The sequence below is a fragment of the Shewanella seohaensis genome (assembly GCF_023283775.1).
Classification (GTDB): Bacteria; Pseudomonadota; Gammaproteobacteria; order Enterobacterales; family Shewanellaceae; genus Shewanella; species Shewanella seohaensis.
Genome location: NZ_JAKILE010000009.1, coordinates 144,042 through 164,973 on the forward strand (window position 1 = coordinate 144,042; position 20,932 = coordinate 164,973).

The 20,932-nt window shown below is 46.2% G+C and carries 18 protein-coding genes and 6 tRNA genes; 9 read left to right on the forward strand and 15 right to left on the reverse strand.

What is annotated here, in order from left to right; genetic code table 11:
• Window positions 1-206: 206 nt before the first annotated feature.
• Entirely contained in the window at window positions 207-359 is a 153-nt protein-coding gene (locus tag L2713_RS12365; protein ID WP_011071981.1) for a hypothetical protein, read from the reverse strand.
• 474 nt (window positions 360-833) lie between these two features.
• Between L2713_RS12365 and L2713_RS12370 the strand changes: the two genes are divergently transcribed.
• The 7 genes from L2713_RS12370 to L2713_RS12400 all read left to right on the forward strand — a co-directional run bounded on the left by L2713_RS12370 (window position 834) and on the right by L2713_RS12400 (window position 5,875).
• On the forward strand, window positions 834-1,673 hold the full coding sequence (locus L2713_RS12370; protein WP_086904872.1) for a CvfB family protein: 840 nt from the start codon (window positions 834-836) through the stop codon (window positions 1,671-1,673).
• Window positions 1,674-1,839: 166 nt separating this feature from the next.
• Window positions 1,840-2,505 carry a YceH family protein gene (locus tag L2713_RS12375; RefSeq protein WP_248968101.1) on the forward strand — a complete coding sequence of 222 codons (666 nt, stop codon included), beginning with the start codon at window positions 1,840-1,842 and terminating at the stop codon, window positions 2,503-2,505.
• An 87-nt stretch (window positions 2,506-2,592) separates the two neighbouring features.
• Window positions 2,593-3,423: an ABC transporter permease subunit gene (locus L2713_RS12380; protein WP_248968102.1), complete on the forward strand. Its 831-nt coding sequence runs from the start codon at window positions 2,593-2,595 to the stop codon at window positions 3,421-3,423.
• Window positions 3,420-4,328 (forward strand): ABC transporter ATP-binding protein, encoded by a 909-nt coding sequence (locus L2713_RS12385; protein WP_248968103.1) that lies wholly within the window; start codon window positions 3,420-3,422, stop codon window positions 4,326-4,328. The genes L2713_RS12380 and L2713_RS12385 overlap by 4 nt, the downstream gene beginning before the upstream one ends.
• 301 nt (window positions 4,329-4,629) lie before the next feature.
• Window positions 4,630-4,872, forward strand: a complete 243-nt coding sequence (locus L2713_RS12390; protein ID WP_086904878.1) for a hypothetical protein — start codon at window positions 4,630-4,632, stop codon at window positions 4,870-4,872.
• Window positions 4,873-4,946: 74 nt separating this feature from the next.
• Window positions 4,947-5,492 carry a PIN domain-containing protein gene (locus L2713_RS12395; protein ID WP_248968104.1) on the forward strand — a complete coding sequence of 182 codons (546 nt, stop codon included), beginning with the start codon at window positions 4,947-4,949 and terminating at the stop codon, window positions 5,490-5,492.
• 107 nt (window positions 5,493-5,599) lie between these two features.
• Window positions 5,600-5,875 carry an HU family DNA-binding protein gene (locus tag L2713_RS12400; protein WP_248968105.1) on the forward strand — a complete coding sequence of 92 codons (276 nt, stop codon included), beginning with the start codon at window positions 5,600-5,602 and terminating at the stop codon, window positions 5,873-5,875.
• A 333-nt stretch (window positions 5,876-6,208) separates the two neighbouring features.
• On the opposite strand, the gene L2713_RS12405 is transcribed toward L2713_RS12400, so the two are convergent.
• From L2713_RS12405 to L2713_RS12445, 9 genes are all read right to left on the reverse strand, one after another.
• A tRNA-Leu gene (locus L2713_RS12405) sits at window positions 6,209-6,295 on the reverse strand.
• Between the two features lie 130 nt (window positions 6,296-6,425).
• Window positions 6,426-6,512 (reverse strand) — tRNA-Leu (locus L2713_RS12410).
• Window positions 6,513-6,561: 49 nt separating this feature from the next.
• Window positions 6,562-6,635: transfer RNA gene (locus L2713_RS12415), tRNA-Cys, on the reverse strand.
• A gap of 21 nt (window positions 6,636-6,656) precedes the next feature.
• A tRNA-Gly gene (locus L2713_RS12420) sits at window positions 6,657-6,732 on the reverse strand.
• Between the two features lie 143 nt (window positions 6,733-6,875).
• A complete protein-coding gene (gene pgsA / locus L2713_RS12425) occupies window positions 6,876-7,424 on the reverse strand; it encodes a CDP-diacylglycerol--glycerol-3-phosphate 3-phosphatidyltransferase (protein ID WP_011625896.1) in 549 nt (182 codons plus the stop codon).
• Between the two features lie 47 nt (window positions 7,425-7,471).
• The gene (gene uvrC, locus L2713_RS12430) at window positions 7,472-9,301 is read right to left on the reverse strand and encodes an excinuclease ABC subunit UvrC (protein ID WP_248968106.1); all 1,830 of its coding nucleotides are present in this window, start codon (window positions 9,299-9,301) and stop codon (window positions 7,472-7,474) included.
• 109 nt (window positions 9,302-9,410) lie between these two features.
• A complete protein-coding gene (uvrY, locus tag L2713_RS12435; protein WP_248968107.1) occupies window positions 9,411-10,055 on the reverse strand; it encodes a UvrY/SirA/GacA family response regulator transcription factor in 645 nt (214 codons plus the stop codon).
• A gap of 710 nt (window positions 10,056-10,765) precedes the next feature.
• Window positions 10,766-10,856: transfer RNA gene (locus L2713_RS12440), tRNA-Ser, on the reverse strand.
• 774 nt (window positions 10,857-11,630) lie between these two features.
• Window positions 11,631-11,721: transfer RNA gene (locus L2713_RS12445), tRNA-Ser, on the reverse strand.
• Between the two features lie 221 nt (window positions 11,722-11,942).
• Between L2713_RS12445 and L2713_RS12450 the strand changes: the two genes are divergently transcribed.
• Together L2713_RS12450 and fabA are read left to right on the forward strand one after the other, a co-directional pair.
• Window positions 11,943-13,676 (forward strand): AAA family ATPase, encoded by a 1,734-nt coding sequence (locus tag L2713_RS12450; protein WP_248968108.1) that lies wholly within the window; start codon window positions 11,943-11,945, stop codon window positions 13,674-13,676.
• Window positions 13,677-13,749: 73 nt separating this feature from the next.
• On the forward strand, window positions 13,750-14,265 hold the full coding sequence (fabA, locus tag L2713_RS12455) for a bifunctional 3-hydroxydecanoyl-ACP dehydratase/trans-2-decenoyl-ACP isomerase (protein ID WP_011622326.1): 516 nt from the start codon (window positions 13,750-13,752) through the stop codon (window positions 14,263-14,265).
• Between the two features lie 107 nt (window positions 14,266-14,372).
• On the opposite strand, the gene rmf is transcribed toward fabA, so the two are convergent.
• The 5 genes from rmf to rlmKL all read right to left on the reverse strand — a co-directional run bounded on the left by rmf (window position 14,373) and on the right by rlmKL (window position 20,889).
• Window positions 14,373-14,549 carry a ribosome modulation factor gene (rmf, locus tag L2713_RS12460; protein WP_011071969.1) on the reverse strand — a complete coding sequence of 59 codons (177 nt, stop codon included), beginning with the start codon at window positions 14,547-14,549 and terminating at the stop codon, window positions 14,373-14,375.
• A 187-nt stretch (window positions 14,550-14,736) separates the two neighbouring features.
• Window positions 14,737-16,563, reverse strand: coding sequence for a DUF3466 family protein (locus L2713_RS12465; protein ID WP_248968109.1), 1,827 nt, complete (start codon window positions 16,561-16,563; stop codon window positions 14,737-14,739).
• Between the two features lie 28 nt (window positions 16,564-16,591).
• Complete coding sequence (locus L2713_RS12470; protein ID WP_248968110.1) at window positions 16,592-18,514, reverse strand: ABC transporter ATP-binding protein; 1,923 nt, start codon at window positions 18,512-18,514, stop codon at window positions 16,592-16,594.
• A 1-nt stretch (window position 18,515) separates the two neighbouring features.
• Entirely contained in the window at window positions 18,516-18,755 is a 240-nt protein-coding gene (locus tag L2713_RS12475; protein WP_248968111.1) for a glutaredoxin family protein, read from the reverse strand.
• Entirely contained in the window at window positions 18,748-20,889 is a 2,142-nt protein-coding gene (gene rlmKL / locus L2713_RS12480) for a bifunctional 23S rRNA (guanine(2069)-N(7))-methyltransferase RlmK/23S rRNA (guanine(2445)-N(2))-methyltransferase RlmL (protein WP_248968112.1), read from the reverse strand. The genes L2713_RS12475 and rlmKL overlap by 8 nt, the downstream gene beginning before the upstream one ends.
• Window positions 20,890-20,932: the final 43 nt, after the last annotated feature.

Sequence of the window (20,932 nt, forward strand, 5' to 3'; positions counted from 1 at the left end):
AGTTTCTCACCAATGGCATTAACCTTAGCGCGCTTTGAGGTTAAAAAACACTCAAAACCCTAACGTTAGGCGTTGCATCACAGCCGAAGACCCCAAATTCATTAAAAAGGGTTTCGAGCATGTTTACAACAACAGGTAACACTAAAGGAACAACATTACATATTAAGCGGCTAGGCAAGACCGAGCGCACCTAATAACAGGCAAGATTATTGTAACAGGGGACTGTTGGCTTCTTCGCGGCCAGAATTGATACGGATTAACGTGAGATGTTTAAGGCTGGTATCGTCATAGGGCACAACGATTGAGCGCTGACATTGTGATGCTTTTAGGCAAAGAGCAAAAAATGGATGCTTGTGCATTAGCTAAACAATTCCTCTTAACCCCATGTAACCATTATAAATTGTACGTTACACGGTTAATGACCTGTGAACCATAAAACCATTACAACTCACGTAATATTTGTCATGTCTGTAACGAGCGAAGTCGTTAAACGGCGCAATTAAACCGCGCAATGTCACAGAATGCAAGCAAGAATCTCATTTAATATTTTTCATTAAAATATAACAAACACCCCATTAACAGGGATGGCATCCCCATGTAGGGTTAATTTCCATAAATTAATAACTTAGTGAATAATCCTACTTTTAATACGTTCAATATTTTTTAATAGTCTTGCAGAATAAATGGCTAACAATCGCAGCGTCGGCATGATTTTTAACGCTCACTAAGCCATTAATCCTAAAGTGCAAACCTAAAAGCCGAACTGGAAGCTGCCGTTTACGGATAAAGCGGTTATAATCACCGCCGAATGACATCTATAGATAGAGAGCTACATGGTACAGATAGGAAAAACCTGCAAACTTGAGGTGGTAAAACAAGTCAGCTTCGGTGTGTATTTAAATGCCCACGAATTTGGCCAAGTGTTACTGCCCAACAAAGCCACCCCAAAAGATTGCCAAGTCGGTGACTGGCTAGAGGTCTTTTTATATCTGGACTCTGAAGATATCGTCATTGCCACTACGCGCAGACCACTTGCGCAAGTCGGTGAGTTTGCCTATCTGAAAGCCGTGGCAACGGGTCCTTACGGGGCATTTTTAGACTGGGGATTAGATAAAGATCTGCTGCTACCCTTTGGCGAGCAGCATAAACCCATCGAAGAAGGCCGCTCTTACCTCGTTTACGTGCATGTTAACCGCGCGGATGAACGTATTGTCGCCTCATCAAAAATTGATAAGTTCCTCGATAAAACTCCAGCCCAGTACGAAGTAGGTCAACAGGTTGACTTATATATCGGTGGAACCACAGATTTAGGCTACAAAGCCATTATTAACCATGCACATTGGGGCGTGATTTACCAAAATGAAGTGTTCCAAAAGCTGCGTTTTGGCCAAAGAGTGAAAGGTTTTATCAAACAAGTTCGCCGCGATGGCAAAATCGATTTGGTCTTGCAGCAAGGCAGTAAGCAAGAGCTCGATAAGCACGCGCACATTATCTTAGTGAAACTCAAGCAAGCGGGTGGCTTCTTACCGCTGACCGATAAAACCGATGCCGAAGTGATTTACGAGCAACTCGGCATGAGCAAAAAAGCCTTCAAGAAGAGCATTGGCGGCCTGTTTAAAGCGGGCAAGTTAAGCATCGATGATGATGGCTTACGCCTGACTGAAGCAGACTGATTGGACAGAATAGTCAACCGAATACGGGACTTAGCACTCTCTTGCCCCCATGTTCGTGCTTTATTTGTACAAATAGTTTGCCTTAAACCTCAGTTTACCGACAAGCGCTAGGATATTAAGCATGGCTCTGTTATAACAAAGCCATGCTTTTTTCTTTGGAGCTTATATGGAACTCACGTTACACGAAGCCAGAGTTATCGGTTGTCTACTTGAAAAAGAAGTCACCACCCCAGAGCAATACCCTCTTTCACTCAATGCCCTGACCCTCGCCTGTAATCAAAAAACCAGCCGCGATCCCGTATTGGACTTAAGCGAAGCGCAGGTTCAAGACGCCCTCGATTCATTGAATAAAAAGCGACTAATCAGCGAGCAATCCGGCTTTGGTAGCCGAGTCGTCAAATACAAGCACAGATTCTGCAACACCGAATTTAGCGAGTTACAACTTTCCAGCGCGGCGGTAGCTATTGTCTGCTTGCTGCTGCTTCGCGGCCCACAAACGCCGGGGGAGTTGCGTACCCGCAGCAACAGGCTACATGACTTTAAAGATGTGCTCGAAGTGGAAGCCTGCATTAAGCAATTGATGGAGCGAGATAAACCCGTGCTAGCCCAACTGCCACGGGAACCGGGTAAGCGTGAATGCCGTTACACTGAGCTATTCTCCCAAGGTGCTGAGCAGGTCAGCGCCGCGTCATTTACCAGTGCCACAAATGCAGATGCCCAGCCGCTAAACGAGCTGGATAGACAACAACTGGAAGCGAGAGTCACGCAGCTTGAAGAGCAAGTAGCTGAACTTAAAGATAAGTTAGACTCGCTTATCGCTTCTTTATCCTAACCGCACCGCGGACAACTTTCGCGAATGGTCGCTCTTAATGATGACTAACGTGAAAGTTTGTCCGCTCACTCACTGACGAGACAGCGAATGACACCAAACGCTCCCAGTACATTCAACAACATGCTTTTGATCGCTGGCTTTGAATGTCGCAAATTTCTATTTAACCTTCGCGGGATTATCGCCCTGATCGCCTTTGCATTAGTGTGGGGCATGCTGTTGCTCTACCCCATCCAAGGCGCTTCGACCCTATTAATGCAGCCCAATATCAAAGATCTGATCGACGGTCTCTTAGGCAGCCAAGCACTCAATGTGCTATTTGACTGGCCCGTGGCGGAAATGGCTATCTTCTGGTGCTTTGCGCTGTATCTGTTTCCCATGTTCAGTATTTTGATTGCCGCCGATCAGTTCTCCTCAGACAAAACCCGCGGCACATTGCGCTTCTATACCCTAAGAACCAGCAAAGACAGTCTACTCTTCGGCCGCTTTTTGGGGCAAATCTTGATCCAAGGTCTACTGATCTTATTGACTATCCTCGCCACCATAGCGCTGGCACTCACTCGCGATATCGGCTTGTTATTACCCGCATTAACGTCGGGTGCCTTGGTCGGCATCAACTTGGTTATCGTGATTTTACCCTTTACCGCGGTCATGACTTTATTGTCCCTCTATGCCAACACGGCAAGACAGGCCATGGTGCTCGCCACCATCTTGTGGACTGTCGTCTCGATTGCACTATTGATTTTGGGTAATCAATCCAGCTTATTTGAAGGCTTACAATGGATATTGCCGGGCGCTCAACTGTCGAACATGGTTAACACCAATGGACTCAATAGTTTTGCCTACGCACCAATCCCCCTATTACAAACCGCATTCGCCCTCTTCCTTGGCCGCGTTTATATCCAAAGGAGTCAACTATGATCCTCATTCAATGCCAAGGTCTGTCCAAACACTATGGCAGTAAAAAAGCGCTCAATAACGTTAACTTAACCCTCGAATCGGGAGCACCCATCGCCTTGGTCGGCCCTAACGGTGCAGGTAAAACCACGCTATTTAGCCTACTTTGTGGTTACCTCACCCCAAGCGCGGGCACGGTGCGTATTCTGGGAGAAGCGCCAAATAGTCCAGCATTATTAGGGCAAATTGCCGCCCTGCCACAGGATGCAACGCTCGATCCTAATTTAACTATTATCAGCCAGTTAAGCTTCTTTGCGCGTCTTCAAGGAATGGATAGCAAGCAGGCAAATCAAGAAGCCCTGCGAGTGCTGAATTTAGTGGACTTAGCCGAGGTGGCGCAGCAAAAGCCACCGAGCCTAAGCCATGGGATGAGTAAACGAGTGGCGATTGCCCAAGCCTTAATCGGCTCGCCTAAACTGGTATTACTCGATGAGCCAACCGCAGGACTCGATCCTGCCAATGCAAAGAAAATCCGTGAACTCGTCAGAACGCTCTCGCCCACAACCACTTTTGTGATCAGCTCACACAACTTGGACGAACTCGAGAAGCTATGTGACCAAGTGCTGTATCTAGATAAAGGTGAGCTGGGCCAATCGATTTCAATGCGCTCATCCAATAGCGGCAGTGATTACCTCACCCTCACCATGGAAAGCTGCGACAGTGAAGCGCTGATCCAAGCCGTCAGTCAAATAGCCGGTGTAGTGAATATCACCTCAAAACAAGCCCATGTATTTGTTATCCAATTGGATGACACGGCAAATCGCCATTATGAGTTTGAAACCGCCCTACTCGCCCTATTTAAGCAGCAGCATTGGCAATATAAGATGCTGCTGAAAGGGCGCACATTGGAAGAAACGTTATTTTCTTAAGTGCTGCGATAAGTCCAGCCATTATTCCTACACTTAGCTCCACCTCTAACAGCGCCCGCAAGGGCGCTTAGCTAAAAACATTTTATATTTAACCTCCAGAATTTGCGTATGCCTTATATTTCCATTTCATTAAAAATAAACCCAAAGCCTCAATAAAGTTTGTACTTAAATCATTTAGCAAAATTTATAAGTTATGCTAGGTTATTTTGAGCAATCTGTATTTTTCGCTTTTAAACTGACACAAGATCTATGTTCAGCTGCTATCGATATAATTGGAATATTTCAATCATTAAGGAAACTAATGGCTACTAGAGAAAGCATGAAACAATGGATTGTAGAATATCTTAATTCCTCAGGAGGACGAGGCTCACCTCGTGATGTATCGAAGTATGTCTGGGAGAAATACGAATCTGAGCTAAAATCCTCTGGAGATCTGCTGTACACTTGGCAATATGATATCCGTTGGGCCGCTCAAAAGTTAAGGAATGAGGGTGTTCTGAAATCAGTTAATGGACGACGTGATTTACCTTGGGAGCTAAGCTAAATATAAAACCTTGTTAACTCAAGTCGGCGTCATCACAGCAAGTGAAAAGATTACCGCATAAGGAGCAATACACAGTGAAGTGGGCATTTATTGACTATGAAAACGTCGGTAATTTAGAAAAAATCGACCTTTCTATATACCAAAAAATAATCATATTCCTTGGAGCAAAGCAACCCAAGATAGATTTTGGTGAAAAAAAGTATGACAAGCCACTTGAAATCATCGTTATTCAACTGAAAGCAACCCAGTCAAATAATCTAGACTTTCATCTATCATATTATCTCGGATGTTATGAGAGCACTGCGAGTGAAAACGTAACCTTCGACATCATTTCAAACGATAATGGTTTTGCTCCACTTATCGCACATATAAAAGCAAATGGACGTATCTGTAAGCATATTAAGCTTGCAACAGTAGAAAATATCAGCGCAAAATTACTGCATAGTTTAACTTCGAAGCCAAAAGAGAAACGCCCGAAAAAAGTTGACTCCTTACGTAACCATATCGCTTCTCATATGGGGATTAACGGTAATCAAATCGCAATCCAAGGCTACTTAAATCAATTGATTAATGACAAAGTGATTTCAGTGTCTGGAGATAAGGTAAGTTATCATCGCTAAACAATAAAGCAGCAGTTAAGCCGCTTTGGTAAACCTAGGCTTTCAATCTGATCCCGAGCTTGTTATAACTCCCCTTTCCTGCTCTTTCGCTGAATTCAGAGGTTTCAATGAACAAAGCACAACTTATCCAACGTATCGCCACTTCGCTTGAACAGTCCCAGGCCAGCACTAAACCTGTTGTCGAACAGATCCTACAACAGATCCATATCGCCTTAAGCGAAGGTGAGAAAATCTTCCTGCCACAATTTGGCACCTTCGAATTACGTTATCATTTACCTAAATCGGGTCGAAACCCACAAACTGGCGAGACGATTGAAATTGCAGGCTTTAACCAGCCAAGCTTTAAGGCGGCGACAGCGCTAAAACATGCGATTAATGAATAGTATTGCGGATGTGTAAAATTGCCTCGTGAAAACCACGGGGCTTTTTTATGGGACAAGGTTAATGACATCACTTTAGCAATAAGCCCTAGCGCTCAAACGCAGCCTACAACAGCTCAGTTTGATGCTATCAAGCTCAGTGTGGAGAAATAAAGTGGAGAAATAAGTAGGTTATAAGACAGGACTAGCGCCAGTAACAACAGTGGCAAGTGCAAAGCCGTGGATCTAGCGAAGAAGATAGAAGTGGCACTTTAAACCAAAACCCTAAAATAAGAGCCGTAGATGCAAAAAAGCCCCGACTAATGTCGAGGCTTATTTACTATTCACTAAGAATAATGGTACCCGAGGCCAGACTTGAACTGGCACGCTGTTACCAGCGAGGGATTTTAAATCCCTTGTGTCTACCGATTCCACCACTCGGGCAAACTCTGAATATCGCAAGCACTGCTATTGATATTGTTAACTCTTTGCTTCGCTCTTCTACTTATATTTCAATATATAGATAACGAAGTTTAACACTTCAGCTCGCTTTGAGCTGCCACCATTATAATAATGGTACCCGAGGCCAGACTTGAACTGGCACGCTGTTACCAGCGAGGGATTTTAAATCCCTTGTGTCTACCGATTCCACCACTCGGGCAAACTCTTTATATTAACGACGGGAATCGTGTCATTAATATCTTATATTATGGAGGCGCGACCCGGAGTCGAACCGAGATCGACGGATTTGCAATCCGCAGCATAGCCATTCTGCCATCGCGCCATCTTCCCAATCCTTTTAGATTGGAGCGACATATCGGGTTCGAACCGATGACCTATACCTTGGCAAGGTATCGCTCTACCAACTGAGCTAATGTCGCATCATGTAGAGTTAAGATTTTGTTTTCACTTCGTCTCTCGTCTACGGGGAGGCATTCTACCTATTTACCATGCAGTGTCAACCGCTGTTTTATTGATAACTTACTGCTTGCACACTAAATAATCTCTTTGATCTTTTATTGCGCTATTCGGCTGTTAAATCTTTCCAGGCGGCTAAAATGTAGCTCATCATTGACCAGAAGGTTAACACGGCAGCGATATATAACAGCACAAATGCCGCGGTGATCATTAATGGGTTGTATTGCCAGATCAAGCCAATAATCGCCACCATCTGCGCTGCCGTTTTATATTTGCCGATCCAAGAAACCGCAACCGTCCCGCGCTTACCTAATTCAGCCATCCATTCACGCAGGGCTGAAATCACAATTTCGCGACCAATCATAAACAGCGCCGGCAGCGTTAACCAAATATCGGCATATTGCTCCACCAATAACACCAGCGCGGTGATCACCATCAGTTTATCGGCAACGGGATCGAGAAAAGCCCCAAAACGCGTGAGTTGCTTGAGTTTACGGGCGGCATAGCCATCCAAGGCATCGGTAATGGCGGCAAGCCAAAACACAAAAGCAGCAACGAAGGGAGTCCAACTGTAAGGCAGATAAAAGAGCACCACAAAGATGGGCAGTAAAAAAAGCCTAAAAAGGGTTAATGCTATAGGTAAGTTAAACGGCATGATCGAACCAGTTAGTCAAAAGCAGCGCCAATCTTGCCTTAAATTTATCACCCTCGCAATGCATCATGAATGGTTTGTGCCATTTCTATGCTAATACCAGGCACTTTCGCTAACTCGGCCACACTCGCGCCCTTCACTTCCTGTAAACCACCAAGATGTTGCAATAACGCCTTGCGCCGCTTAGGACCAATGCCCGGAATGGATTCGAGCGTCGAGGTGTTACGGGTTTTCTGGCGACGATTGCGATGACCTGTTATCGCAAAGCGGTGGGACTCATCGCGAATATGTTGAATAAGGTGCAGCGCTGGTGAGTCATCTTCAAGGGAAAAGCTCGTTTCAGTGTCGCCAAAGATTAAGGTTTCAAGCCCGGGTTTACGGCTCTCTCCCTTTGCCACCCCAATCAGTTGCGGCGCTTTATCTAAATTAACGAATTTCTCATCGACTATTTGCTGCGCGATACGCAGCTGCCCTAGACCGCCGTCGATAAATAAGATGTCAGGAATTTTGCCGCTGGCATCGATTTTATCAAATCGGCGACTAATGGCTTGTTTCATCGCGGCATAATCATCGCCGGGCGTAATGCCTTCAATATTATAACGGCGATACTCGGCCTTATGTGGCCCCTCGCGGTTAAACACCACGCAGGAGGCTACCGTGCTCTCCCCCATGGTATGGCTGATATCGAAACACTCCATCCGCTGGATTGGCGCATTGAGTTCGAGGATTTCTTCCAACAAGACAAAACGCTGTTCAACGGTATTTTTATGGGACAGACGCGTCATCACCGCATTAGTGGCATTAGTCAGCGCGAGGCGCAAAAAATTTGCCCTGTCGGCGCGCACATTGGTTTTGATGCTGAACTTTTTGTTTAACGCCTCAGAGACGGCCGACTCTAGCTCATGCAGTTCTTCAAAGTGATGACTTATCACCACTTCCTTAGGAATGGTACGTTGAATATCGGCATTTAAATAAAACTGTAGCAGGAAGGAACGTAAGACCTCTTCGATATCCGTTTGCGCAGGCACCGTTGGATAATAGCTGCGGCTACCAAAAATTTTACCTTCGCGGATAAATAGCAAGTGAAAACAGGCGATACCCGAAGCGTAGTGTACGCCGATAACATCCATATCCCCGGTATTGCCCGAGACTTCTTGCTGCTCGGCCACGCGGCGCAGCGCCATAATTTGATCGCGAAAGCGCGCGGCTTGCTCATAGGCTTGCTGCTCGGCGGCTTCTTCCATCTTAGCCACGAGCTCACTGATAACTTGCTTATCTTTTCCCTTAAGGAACAAACTGGCGAGTTTAACCTGCTCATCATACTCCGCATTACTGACCTTACCGACGCAGGGCGCGCTGCAACGGGATAACTGGTATTGCAGGCAGGGACGAGTGCGTGATTTATAATAGAGATCATCACACTGGCGGATAGGAAACAGCTTTTGCATCAAGTGCAAACTTTCGCGCACCGCGCCGCCATTCGGATAAGGCCCAAAGTAATAGCCCTTCTCCCGCTGCGGCCCGCGATGGTATGCAAGGCGTGGATGCTTGTGTTGGCTCAAGAAAATATAAGGGTATGACTTATCGTCCCGCAGTAACACATTGTATTTGGGCATGTACTGCTTGATATAGTCATTTTCAAGCAGCAGCGCATCGGTCTCGCTGTGGGTCAGCGTCACATCGATATGATGGATATGGGACACCAGCGCCTGGGTTTTCACATTCCCAAGGTTTTTACGGAAATAGGAGGATAAGCGCTTCTTAAGATCTTTGGCTTTACCCACATAGATGACGTCACCTTTGACGTCATACATGCGATAAACCCCAGCAGAGGATGAAACCGTGCGTAAAAAACTCTGGGCGTTAAAACCTGTCGACATCGTTATACACCCACTCTTTTACTCACCGTCTTCAACACAATTTGATAAATCGTCTTCACACTCACAACTAACACTTAATTAATGCTAGAACCATTGACACAAGCGGCCATTAGAAATGGCCTGCATCTAACATTTTATAGCGGATCGCTAAACGGGTCAGCTCCACATCGCCACTGATCCCAAGCTTGGCAAACAAGCGATAACGGTAACTGTTAACGGTTTTTGGGCTTAAGTTGAGCAGCTCCGAAATATCATTGACCTTTTCACCGTTGGTGATCATCAACATAATTTGCAGCTCACGCTCGGACAAGGCTTTAAACGGATTCTCATCGGCAGGGTTGAATTGGCTCAATGCCATTTGTTGGGCAATTTCTGGGGATAGATAGCGCTGCCCACGGGAAACCTGACGTATCGCTTGCAATACCTCCGGTGGCGTTGCCCCTTTGGTTAAATAACCAGACGCGCCCGCCTGCATCACTTTACTGGGGAAAGGATCTTCAGTATGCACAGTTAATACAATAATCTTGGCATGGGGCTGATAACGTAAAATCTTACGTGTGGCTTCGAGCCCGCCCATCCCAGGCATATTCATGTCCATTAAGATGACATCGGCTTCATTTTGTCTCGCCCACTGTACCGCGGTCTCGCCATCTGGCGCTTCTCCCACGACTTTGATCCCACGTTCATCTTCTAAGATGCGGCGGATCCCAGTTCTTACAAGCTCATGGTCGTCAACTAAATATATCGATATCAACTTTTATCCACCTTTAACCAATGTCGACTAACACAGTGTAGCCAAATCAGAATACCGCAACCGGAATATAGGTTATCAGGGTAATTTAGCCCAACAATGGCATTTCGCAAAGCATAAAATGAATATTGTTAACTAGATGATATTTAAAGGAACAACGGACTCATTAACCCAGTTTAAATTCTGCGCTTAGGGCGCTACTGGTTTCGGCATTCACGGCAAATAACCAAGAGTGTGCTCAATGCCGCAAGTTTTAAACACCATAGAATAGAAGCCTGAGAATCCAAAAGAACGCAAATTGCTTAACGATCTTTAGACTTAATCTGGCAGAGAAGCAGCACTTAGTTGAGGAACCTGGGGTGCAAATGCCAAAAACAAAAAAGCCATCATTGCTGATGGTTTATCTTTGGAGTATTGCGAAGGAGCTGCGCTTAGCATGAGGAACCCTAGGGTTCAACTTACTATATTGCAAAAACAAAAAGCCATCATTGCTGATGGTTTATCTGTGGAGTATTGCGAAGGAGCTGCGCTTAGCATGAGGAACCCTAGGGTTCAACTTACTAAATTGCAAAGACATAAAAGCCATCATCGCTGATGGTTTATTTGTGGAGTATTGCGAAGGAGCTGCGCTTAGCATGAGGAACCCTAGGGTTCAACTTATTAAATTGCAAATACAAAAAAGCCATCATTGCTGATGGCTTTTCCGTAGAATATGGCGGAGGAGCAGGGATTTGAACCCTGGGTGGGCTATAAACCCACGCCGGTTTTCAAGACCGGTGCATTAAACCACTCTGCCACCCCTCCGAACGAGCGAGATAATAGCTATCTCCCCTCAGGTTGTAAACCTAAATTTATTATTAATTGAATTGATTGGCGATTTGATATGCAGTCGTCGATAAAATCATCGAATAACGTCTAATCTTCATCCAAAAGTCCCTGTGTTCACACTTATAGCTACTTAGGCGCAAACAGGCTGCGCTCAATACACACGTCCCTTTAGCTCGCCCCCCCCCTTAAAGTAGCCACTTTATATAGCCGATATAGGCATTTAATAAAAAGTCCCGCGACTCAAAGCGCTATATGCGTGTGAAGACAAATTGGCGATGTAGATGCCTGCACTTATAAGTAGTTAAGAAGGTAGGAAGAAACCCTCAAGGTAAATACGAGTTTGCTTAAGTAAATGGGCGTTAACCTTAGCAAATAGGTATTCGTATAGCCCAAGTGACTCCATGTGCCCCCATCTGCCAAACAACACTGAGTTGGTGGAGCCAGCTCTGTTCATATAACACTCAAATACAGTAAAGAAAGATGGCAAGGTTCGCATGCAGAACCAAGAGTCGAATTTTACAAACAAAGTATCAATCACCGCTGATGGGATTAAGTGAAGATGGTGGAGGCGCTGCGCTTAGACTGAGGAGCCTGAAAGTTCAAATGGCAAAAACAAAAAACCATCATCGCTGATGGCATTTCGTGAAATATGGCCGAGGAGCGGCGCTTAGAATGAGGAACCCTAGGGTTCAACTTCCTAAATTGCAAAAACAAAAAAGCCATCATTGCTGATGGCTTTTCCGTAAAATATGGCGGAGGAGCAGGGATTTGAACCCTGGGTGGGCTATAAACCCACGCCGGTTTTCAAGACCGGTGCATTAAACCACTCTGCCACCCCTCCGAATGGCGCAAATAATATAAGCATCATCGGTGCTTGTAAACAGCAATTTTTCAATATCGTGTCAAATGCTCATCTTATGCTCACCAAGATGTTTTTTCAGGCAAATAGCCAACAAATTTTCAGCAATATCTGAGTAAACCAACGCAAAAACACCTATACAGTAAGAGACTTGCCGTCTTGGTATGGTAAAATCGCGGTAACTTTTCATGGTAAATGCTTATATGAATTCACTCTTGATACCATCATCCTCACTCGCGCCTGAATTTAACCTTCCTACCCTGCCGCAATCGGCCACAGGGTTAAAAGCCCTGCTTTTAGGGCAAGAACGTGTGTTGGATGCCTTTAAGTTACATAACGCCATTGCCGATCAACAGCTGTACCTCGCCGATTTCCCCGGCATTGACCGACAATTAATCATGCAAGCCCTCATGGAAACCATCGAGCCGTTATCCAACGCTTATTTAGTGGCGGCTCGTCCTGTAGAAAAAGCGATTCAATTCCAATGGCAGTATGACGCGCCGCTCGACAATCAAGGCGCCATTGCCGAGAAAAATGTCAGTTACCGTTACCTGAGTGGCAATATCCGCCGTGCCGATCTACTCGGCCGCATGGTGCAATCGGCAAATGGCAGCAAATATCAACCCGGTGCACTCGCCCAGTGCCACTATGTGTTTATCTGCGCCGAATCTCTGTGGAAACGCGAAAGCCTATGGGATCTGGTGATGCAAATTCTGACGCAAAAATCCTATCAGATAAGCAGCCACCTGAGCCCTATTCCGCTAAATTGTAAAATCATTCTGATTGGCGCAAGCTTAATTTACAGCCAAGTCCGCTCAGAGGACTGGCAATTTCAGCGCCACTTTAGTTTGCTGGCAGAGCTGGCGAGTGAACTCGATCTGACCCGCTTTAAAGAAGTGCAATATGCCAGTTGGTTACAAGCCGTAGCTCAGAGTGTTGAGGTTGCTTTAGAGCAATCAAGCCTTGCGCCACTGTTTAGACACAGTGCGAGGTTGACAGAACATCAACGCCGTTTAAGCCTCTCAATGCTCGATTTTGCCCAATTAATGGCTCAGGCTAAGGTCTATCGCGGCAAAGCCACTATCAATGCCGCCAGTATTGAACACGCGCTCGAGCAAGCCAACTACCGCCATAACAGCTCAGAAGAGTTTTCTGGGCAAAGTTTTGATGACAATTTCATAAATCTGCCAACTGAAGGCGCTATGGTAGGACAGATTAATGGCCTGACGGTTATCGATGCGATTGACCATAGTTACGGCGAACCCGCGCGGATCACCGCAACCGTGCACTATGGTGATGGCGAAGTGGCAGACATTGAAAGAAAGTCCGAGCTGGGTGGCAATATCCACGCCAAGGGTATGATGATCCTTTCTGCCTGTTTGTATCGCATTTTTGGACGTGACGCCCCGCTACACCTTAATGCCAACATCGTATTCGAGCAGTCCTATCAAGAGATCGATGGTGATAGTGCCTCGCTCGCCGAGTATTGCTGTTTGATGTCAGCCATTGCCGAGCAGCCGATTATCCAGTCGCTCGCCATTACTGGCGCCTTGGACCAATTCGGCAATGTGCAAGCTATCGGCGGCATTAATGAGAAGATTGAAGGCTTCTTCAATCTGTGTGAACGACGCGGTCTCACGGGTGAACAGGGCGTGATTATGCCTAAGTCGAACGTTCTGCAACTTAATCTCGCTCCTAAAGTGATAACAGCTGTAGGCAAAGGCCAATTCCATATCTATGCAATTGAGCATATGGACGAAGCGGTGGAACTATTGATGCAGATGCCAGCTGGAGTTGCCAATGAAGATAATGACTTCCCTGCCGACTCCTTGTATGGCCTAGTGCAAGAACGGCTCGATAAGCTCGCGGGGAACGGCGAGGAAGAAATTAGTTTTATGACGAGGTTACTCGCAAAACTGGGATTATTTCGCCATTAATTAGCTGATCGGAGTTGTTTAGCTTACACGTGTTCGCTAATCTTGGCGCTCTTATTGCTGGAGTAGTAAAACAATGAATAAAGCAAACAGTTTCAATAAAGAAGAACTCATCGCCTGTGGTCATGGGAAATTATTTGGTCCAAACTCGCCTCGTCTACCCGTAGATAATATGCTGATGATCGACAGGATCATCACCATTAACGATAACGGCGGCGAATTTGGCAAAGGTGAAATTGTTGCTGAACTCGATATTAATCCAGATCTATGGTTCTTTGGCTGCCACTTCATCAGCGACCCAGTAATGCCAGGTTGTTTAGGCTTAGACGCTATGTGGCAGTTAGTCGGTTTTTACCTTGGTTGGGAAGGCGCCGAGGGTAAAGGCCGCGCACTGGGCGTCGGTGAAGTGAAATTTACCGGACAAGTGTTACCTGGCGCGAAAAAAGTGACTTACAAGCTAAACATCAAACGTACCATTCATCGTAAATTGGTCATGGGTATTGCCGATGCCATTCTTGAAGTCGATGGTCGTCAAATTTATAGTGCGACTGATTTAAAAGTTGGCGTATTTAGCGACACTTCTACCTTCTAATCGCTGCAGTACCCTACACGACTCGATACAAAAATGCCCTCATCTGAGGGCAATTATGCTGCATTACTCTGTCTGTTCTGGGCTATTTAATCCACGAGAAACACTCGTTATTTATTAAATAGCCCATTAACTCGGCCATCCACACCTTCACGCCAACCACCTAACCACTGTGATCGCGAATCAAGATTTGCATAAGGACAAAGCTCTTTAGATCGACCCCCAATACCCGCTTGGAATCCTTTGGAAAAAGCTCTGTCTAAACGATCTCGTTTTTGTCTTTTCATGCAAGCGTCCTCTGTTCTACGTGAAATAGAAGCAACAGCTTCATCCATAGAAATAGTGCTTTTCAGCGCCGAGATCAATCAAAAAATCGTCCATTTTATCGACTATTTATTAAACTATTGAGATCATGGTTAAAAAAAATCGAGGCAATTTGCCTCGATTTTTTGAGTCTGAATTCAAGCTGAAAAATTAGCGAACTCGACGACGTAACCAAACTAAAGGTAAGGCAAGTAACCAAGCAAGAGATGCTGCGCCCTTACGTTCGTAATTACCCGTGTCAGTGCTTTCATCCACAGTACAAGCTTCACCATTAGTAGATGGCTTGAGCACCACCATACGCGGAATATAGGCTGTTACAGGGTCACCGTTACCGCTAAGTTCAAACAGGGGAAGACCATTCTCACCTACGATAACATTGCCATCCGAGTCAAACTGGTAAGAAGGTTTACGGATAAAGGCGGTACCTACGATAGTGCCATCTTCATTAATGCTTGCGGCTTCAACAACGAGAATATCGCTGTTGTAGCTTAGCACCTTGCCAGTACCGTCCTGCACTTCGACCTGATGGCGAGTCCAATTGCCATCAGAGCCTTTTTCAAAGCCTTTGGATTCGCAGGTCAGCAAGTTATTGAGGTTACTGAACTCCCCAGTAGATTTCTCGTAGAGAAAGCCCGCCTTGGGACGTGGTTTTTCCTTATCGTAGGTAGTTTCAATATAACCAACAACTTGGCCTTTATTATTGATATCTTTGGGTTTGCTCGAAAGATCAGTGGTCGTTGATGCAAAATCATTCGGCGTGACATAAGCGACTTCAGGCGTATTGATATCAAAGTAGAAGAATTTATCACGTGGATAACCTTGGATATAACTGCGATAGCTACCAACAAGAATACCGTTGTCATTCACATCATAGGCGATAGAGCTTGAAATGGACTCACCCATTGGGATCCAATGATATTGATAGTTGCCCTCGGCATCTTTACTCCAATAAGCCGCATCTTGGCGTAATCTATCGGTATTACCGTTACGGTACACGTGCGAGCGTCCGGCGACTACACCTTCATTGTTTACACCCAGAGCTTGAGCGGTAAAGGTTAAGGTATTATTACTTGCAGGGGTTAATCCTAAAGGTAAAGCAGTGCCAGTTGCTACGCCATTATCCAGTTGCCACACATAGGCACGGGTTTGGTACTGAATATTGCGCGTACCTTGAGTATTCGGATATTGCTCGCGCTGAATACATACATCTAACGGTAACGTGTTATCTGTGCTTAAACAGTAGGCTACACGATCGCCACCATATTTACTGATATCAGTACTAACATAACCAACAACTAAATTGTTATTGTTGATCGCAGTTGCCGCAGACCAACCGCCTAACTCAACGGTTTTGTCATCTTTAACATATTGAGTATAAGGAGGGGGCAATGGGATTTCGCTATCGCCTACTTTGGCAACTCCGCGATATTCATAATCACGGTAATACCAGTAATCCGCAGTATCATCCGTAGTCGCGGTATTTTCCGTTTTCTTTTCAGGTGCAGTCATACTGCCCACTTTCACGCCAGCATCGTTGATGCCATAGTAAAAGGTATCGACTGAGTTAACGACCGAAGTATCACTCGGTGGCGTAGTGCCATTGATACTGTCAAAGGTCGGTAACCATGCGCCAGCGGCATCATTTTGTGCAGCGATAAAAGCAAAGTTATTGGCAATAATGGCAGACGTAATCGAATAAGTAATGGTTTCCTCAGGGGCAATACCATCTTCGACGTCAATAACCCCGCCTTCCACATCTGAAGTACTGAGTTTTTTCTTACCTTTGGCGATACCGACCAACTCATCGTTAGCATTCACGCCTAAGGCATAACCGTTGCGAGTGCCTTCGAGCGTGCCTTGCAGATCATAATTATCAAGGTTAACAATTTCATAGACGGGTGCAGCATGGGCACTGTGTAATACGCCAAGGACACCTAAGGCAACCAAGGAGAGGGCTTTATCCAACTTTGACTTCATTAATTCTATTCCCATTTTTATTATTGGTTTACTTCAGTGACTCAAGCTCTTCCCATCGCTCGAAGCAAACTTCCAATTGTTTTTCTTTATCTGCCAACAGGTTCAATATCGGATTGATTTTATCCTGTGCCTGACTATAAAAATCTGGGCGCGCCACTGTGGTTTGCAATTCGAGGATTTCTGCCTCTAATTTCTCCATCAACTCAGGCATGGCCTCTAATTCACGCTGTAACTTATAGGACAGTTTTTTCGCGGCTTTGGCGGGCTCAGCCACTTTCACCTCAGCGGTTTTTGCTGTCGCAGGAGCTTCGACCGTGTTTGGCTGACTAGGTTCCTCAGAATAAAACTTTGCCCCTTGGTCAATCGCGTCTTGATAACCACCAACATACTCGCTCCAATGCCCATTACCCGCATACCACCAGCTGCTGGTGACAGTGTTATCGATAAAGGCCCTATCATGGCTCACAAGTAACAGTGTGCCTTGATATTCAGTCAGCAGCGACTCTAGCAATTCTAGGGTCTCAATATCAAGATCGTTTGTCGGTTCGTCGAGGATGATCAGGTTGGCCGGACGAATAAGGAGCTTAGCCAAGAGTAAACGATTTTTCTCACCACCCGATAATGCCTTCACAGGCGTACGAGCGCGCATCGGCGAAAACAGGAAATCCTGCAGATAACTTAAGATATGACGATCTTGACCATTAATGGTGATGGTCTTTTTACCCTCACCCACGTTGTCTTCAACGGTTTGCTCAGGATCCAGCGCCTCACGGTATTGGTCGAAATAGGCAATTTCTAACTTAGTACCGACTTTTACCTCACCCGATTGGGGTTGTAACTTTTCAATCAACAGCTTGATAAGGGTCGATTTACCACAGCCGTTAGGGCCGATAAGCGCAATACGATCCCCGCGAAGTACTGTCGTATTAAAGTTTTTAACTAGATTTTTATCGGGCAGATTGTAGTTTAAGTCCTTCACATCGAAGACTAACTTACCCGAACGATCGGTATCGGCCACCGCCATCTTAGCATTGCCCTGACGATTCAAGCGTTCGCTGCGTTCTTGGCGCAGTGCTTTCAATGCACGCACGCGGCCTTCGTTGCGGGTACGACGGGCCTTAACGCCTTGGCGGATCCAAACTTCTTCTTCGGCTAATCGTTTATCGAATAAGGCATTTTTCTCGGCTTCGACTCGGAGCCACTCCTGCTTACCATCGAGATAAGCTTGGTAATTCCCCGGCCATGAGGTCACTACGCCGCGGTCTAAGTCGACGATGCGAGTTGCCATACGGGCAATAAAGCCCCTGTCGTGGCTGATAAATACAATGGCACCTTGGAAATCCAAAAGGAATTTTTCCAGCCATTCGATGGTATCGATATCTAAGTGGTTTGTCGGTTCATCGAGCAGCAATAAATCCGGCTGACTCACGAGGGCGCGGGCAAGCGCTACTTTACGCTGCCAACCGCCGGATAATTCACTCAAGGATTTATCGGGATCGAGGCCTAACAACTCACAATTTTGTTTGATGCGCGAGTCAAGCTGCCAGCCGTTGTGATGATCTAAAGTCTCCTGCAGCTTTTGCATTTGATTGAGCATGCGCTCCATCTGCTCAGGCTCGGCAAAGGCCACATCATGGGACAGTTGATGGTACTGCTCTAACGCTTCACCGACTTCCTTTAAGCCCGCGGCGATATAAGAATAGACCGAGCCCTGCTCCGCCTTCGGTGGATCTTGTTGCAAACGGCTAACTGTGACGCTGTTGTCGATGTTGAATTCCCCTTCATCGAGCAGCACATCGCCGGATAAAATCTTCAATAGACTCGACTTGCCCGCGCCGTTGCGGCCAACAATACACACTCGCTCGCCGCGCTCGATGGTGAAATCGGCATTTTGCAGCAACGGAGTGTAACCATAGGCTAACGAGCCATTATTGATACGAACCAGACTCAAACTAAGCTCCTAAAAATTCTTGTAATTGGGTAGCGTCAAAGGGCCAAAAGAGGCAACGCTCATCCGCGGCCTTCACCACGGGAATACACACGCCATAACGTTCAGCTAAGGCTTCATCATCACAAATATCGATGGCCGTAAAGGACACCTCGGCGGCATTAAGCAATGCTGCAGCCTGTTCACATAAGTGACACCCTTCGGTGTGGTATAGAATGTAACCCGCTTGCAGTACATTATGCATGGGTGATAAGCCAAGTGTTATGGATATGGGGATTGCGCTTGTAATCCATCGGCAAGGTCAGATCATCGATGTTTTCCACTTTGATTTTCATCTTGGCCAAGGTTTCGGTGTCCATCTTAAACTTGCGTTTGTTGTTGGAGAACACTATCTCACCATTTGGACTTAACAGCTTGATGAGCATGCCCAGTAAATTCACATGGTCACGTTGCACATCGAAGGAATCTTCCATCCGCTTGGAGTTAGAGAAGGTCGGCGGATCGATAAAAATCAAATCATATTGCGCAGATTTATCGAGCGCACTATCGCGGATCCATTGCAAACAATCGGCCTGCACAAACTCATACTGCTTGCCACTGAGGTCATTTAACGCAAAGTTTTCCTTCGCCCACGCCAGATAGGTGTTTGACATATCAACCGTCGTGACCGACTTAGCGCCACCTAATGCGGCATGCACAGAGGCAGAACCTGTGTAAGAGAACAGGTTCAATACCCGGCGCCCTTTCGATTTTTGTCCCACTAAACGGCGGGTTAATCTGTGGTCAAGGAACAAGCCTGTATCCAAATAGCCCGTCAGGTTCAGCTTAAACTTAGCGCCATATTCGGTGGTGATAAGTTCAAGCTTTCGCTCATCCAGCTTTTGATATTGATTGGTGCCCTTTTGACGCTCACGGGTCTTCATAGTGATCTTATGCGGTTCGGCACCAATCGCAGCAGGCAGAGCCAAGAGCACATCGCTTAAACGGCGTTTTGTCACGGCCTCTGGAATGCTGGCCGGCGCCATATATTCCTGCACCACGATATGGTCTAAATAGCGGTCGACCGCTACGTTATATTCGGGAATGTCGGCATCATATAAACGGTAACTGTCGATACCTTCTTTTTTCGCCCACTTTTCTAATTGCTTAGCGTTTTTCTTAATACGGTTCGCAAACGCTGGTGCGATATCGGCAATGTCCACACCTTCTGGCAATACGGGCGTATCACGGCGAGTGCTTTGCGCGTGCAAGGTATAAAGGTTAAAGGCACACTCTAGCGCACCGTTAAACATCTTCATCTGCTTATCGGCTTTGAGTTTCAGCGCCGAAATCAGCTCAATATCGCTACAGAGCATGGCTACTTTCCAGCCGCCAAACTCCTTTTTAAACTTGTCGCCTAATTGGTAATACAGCTGCAATAGCTCAGAGACACTGCCTAAACGCTCACCGTAGGGAGGGTTAGTAATCAAGTAACCTTCACCAGCGGGCGGCTCGACATTCAGCGCATTTGCCACTTTAAAGTCAATCAGTTCAAGTACACCGGCGTTTTGCGCATTGCGTTTTGCCAGTGCCACTAAGCGCGAATCGATATCCGAGCCGTAGAACTTCACGTCGCAGCGCTTTACACCTAAGGATGCACGCGCCTTGGCCTCTTCTAAAATCTCATGCCAGGTGGCTTTATCGTGACGGCGCCAATGCTCAAAACCAAAACGGCTGCGCTGCAACCCTGGAGCAATATCGGCAGCCATTAATGCGGCCTCAATCAGTACAGTACCACTGCCGCAGAAAGGATCGAGCAAGGTGGTTGGCGCGGCTTTCCAGCCACTGCGCACTAACATGTTGGCGGCGAGGTTTTCTTTTAATGGGGCTTCACCAGTCGTAGAGCGATAACCGCGTTGATGTAAAGAAGGTCCCGAGAAGTTCATCGCAATGGTAATCACCCCATTACGGAAATGGGCGTCGATTTTAATGTCGGCATCAATACGGGCGACGTTTGGACGGGCATCACCGTCATCACGGAAACGGTCAACAATCGCATCTTTAATCTTTAACGCACCAAACTGGGTGTTGTTGATAAAGCCGCCAGTGCCGTGAAAATCGATACTAAAGGTGTTGCGATTGGAGAAATGAGCTGACCAATCAATACAATAAGCTGCGTTATATAATTGCTCCGCCGACTCACAGGGGCCCTTATAGATCACCAGCACGATACGGCTGGCCAAACGTGTCCACAGGGTAATACGGTAAGCTAAGGCAAGCGGCGCGGTAAAATAGACACCGGCAACACTCTCTTTAATCTCAGTCGCACCAAATTCTGTCAGTTCTTGGGCTAAGCTATATTCAAAGCCCTTAGGGGCGGCAGCAAAAAAATTAAGCATGGGATAATCAATACGCAGTCAAAATCAAAGCGACATTATACCT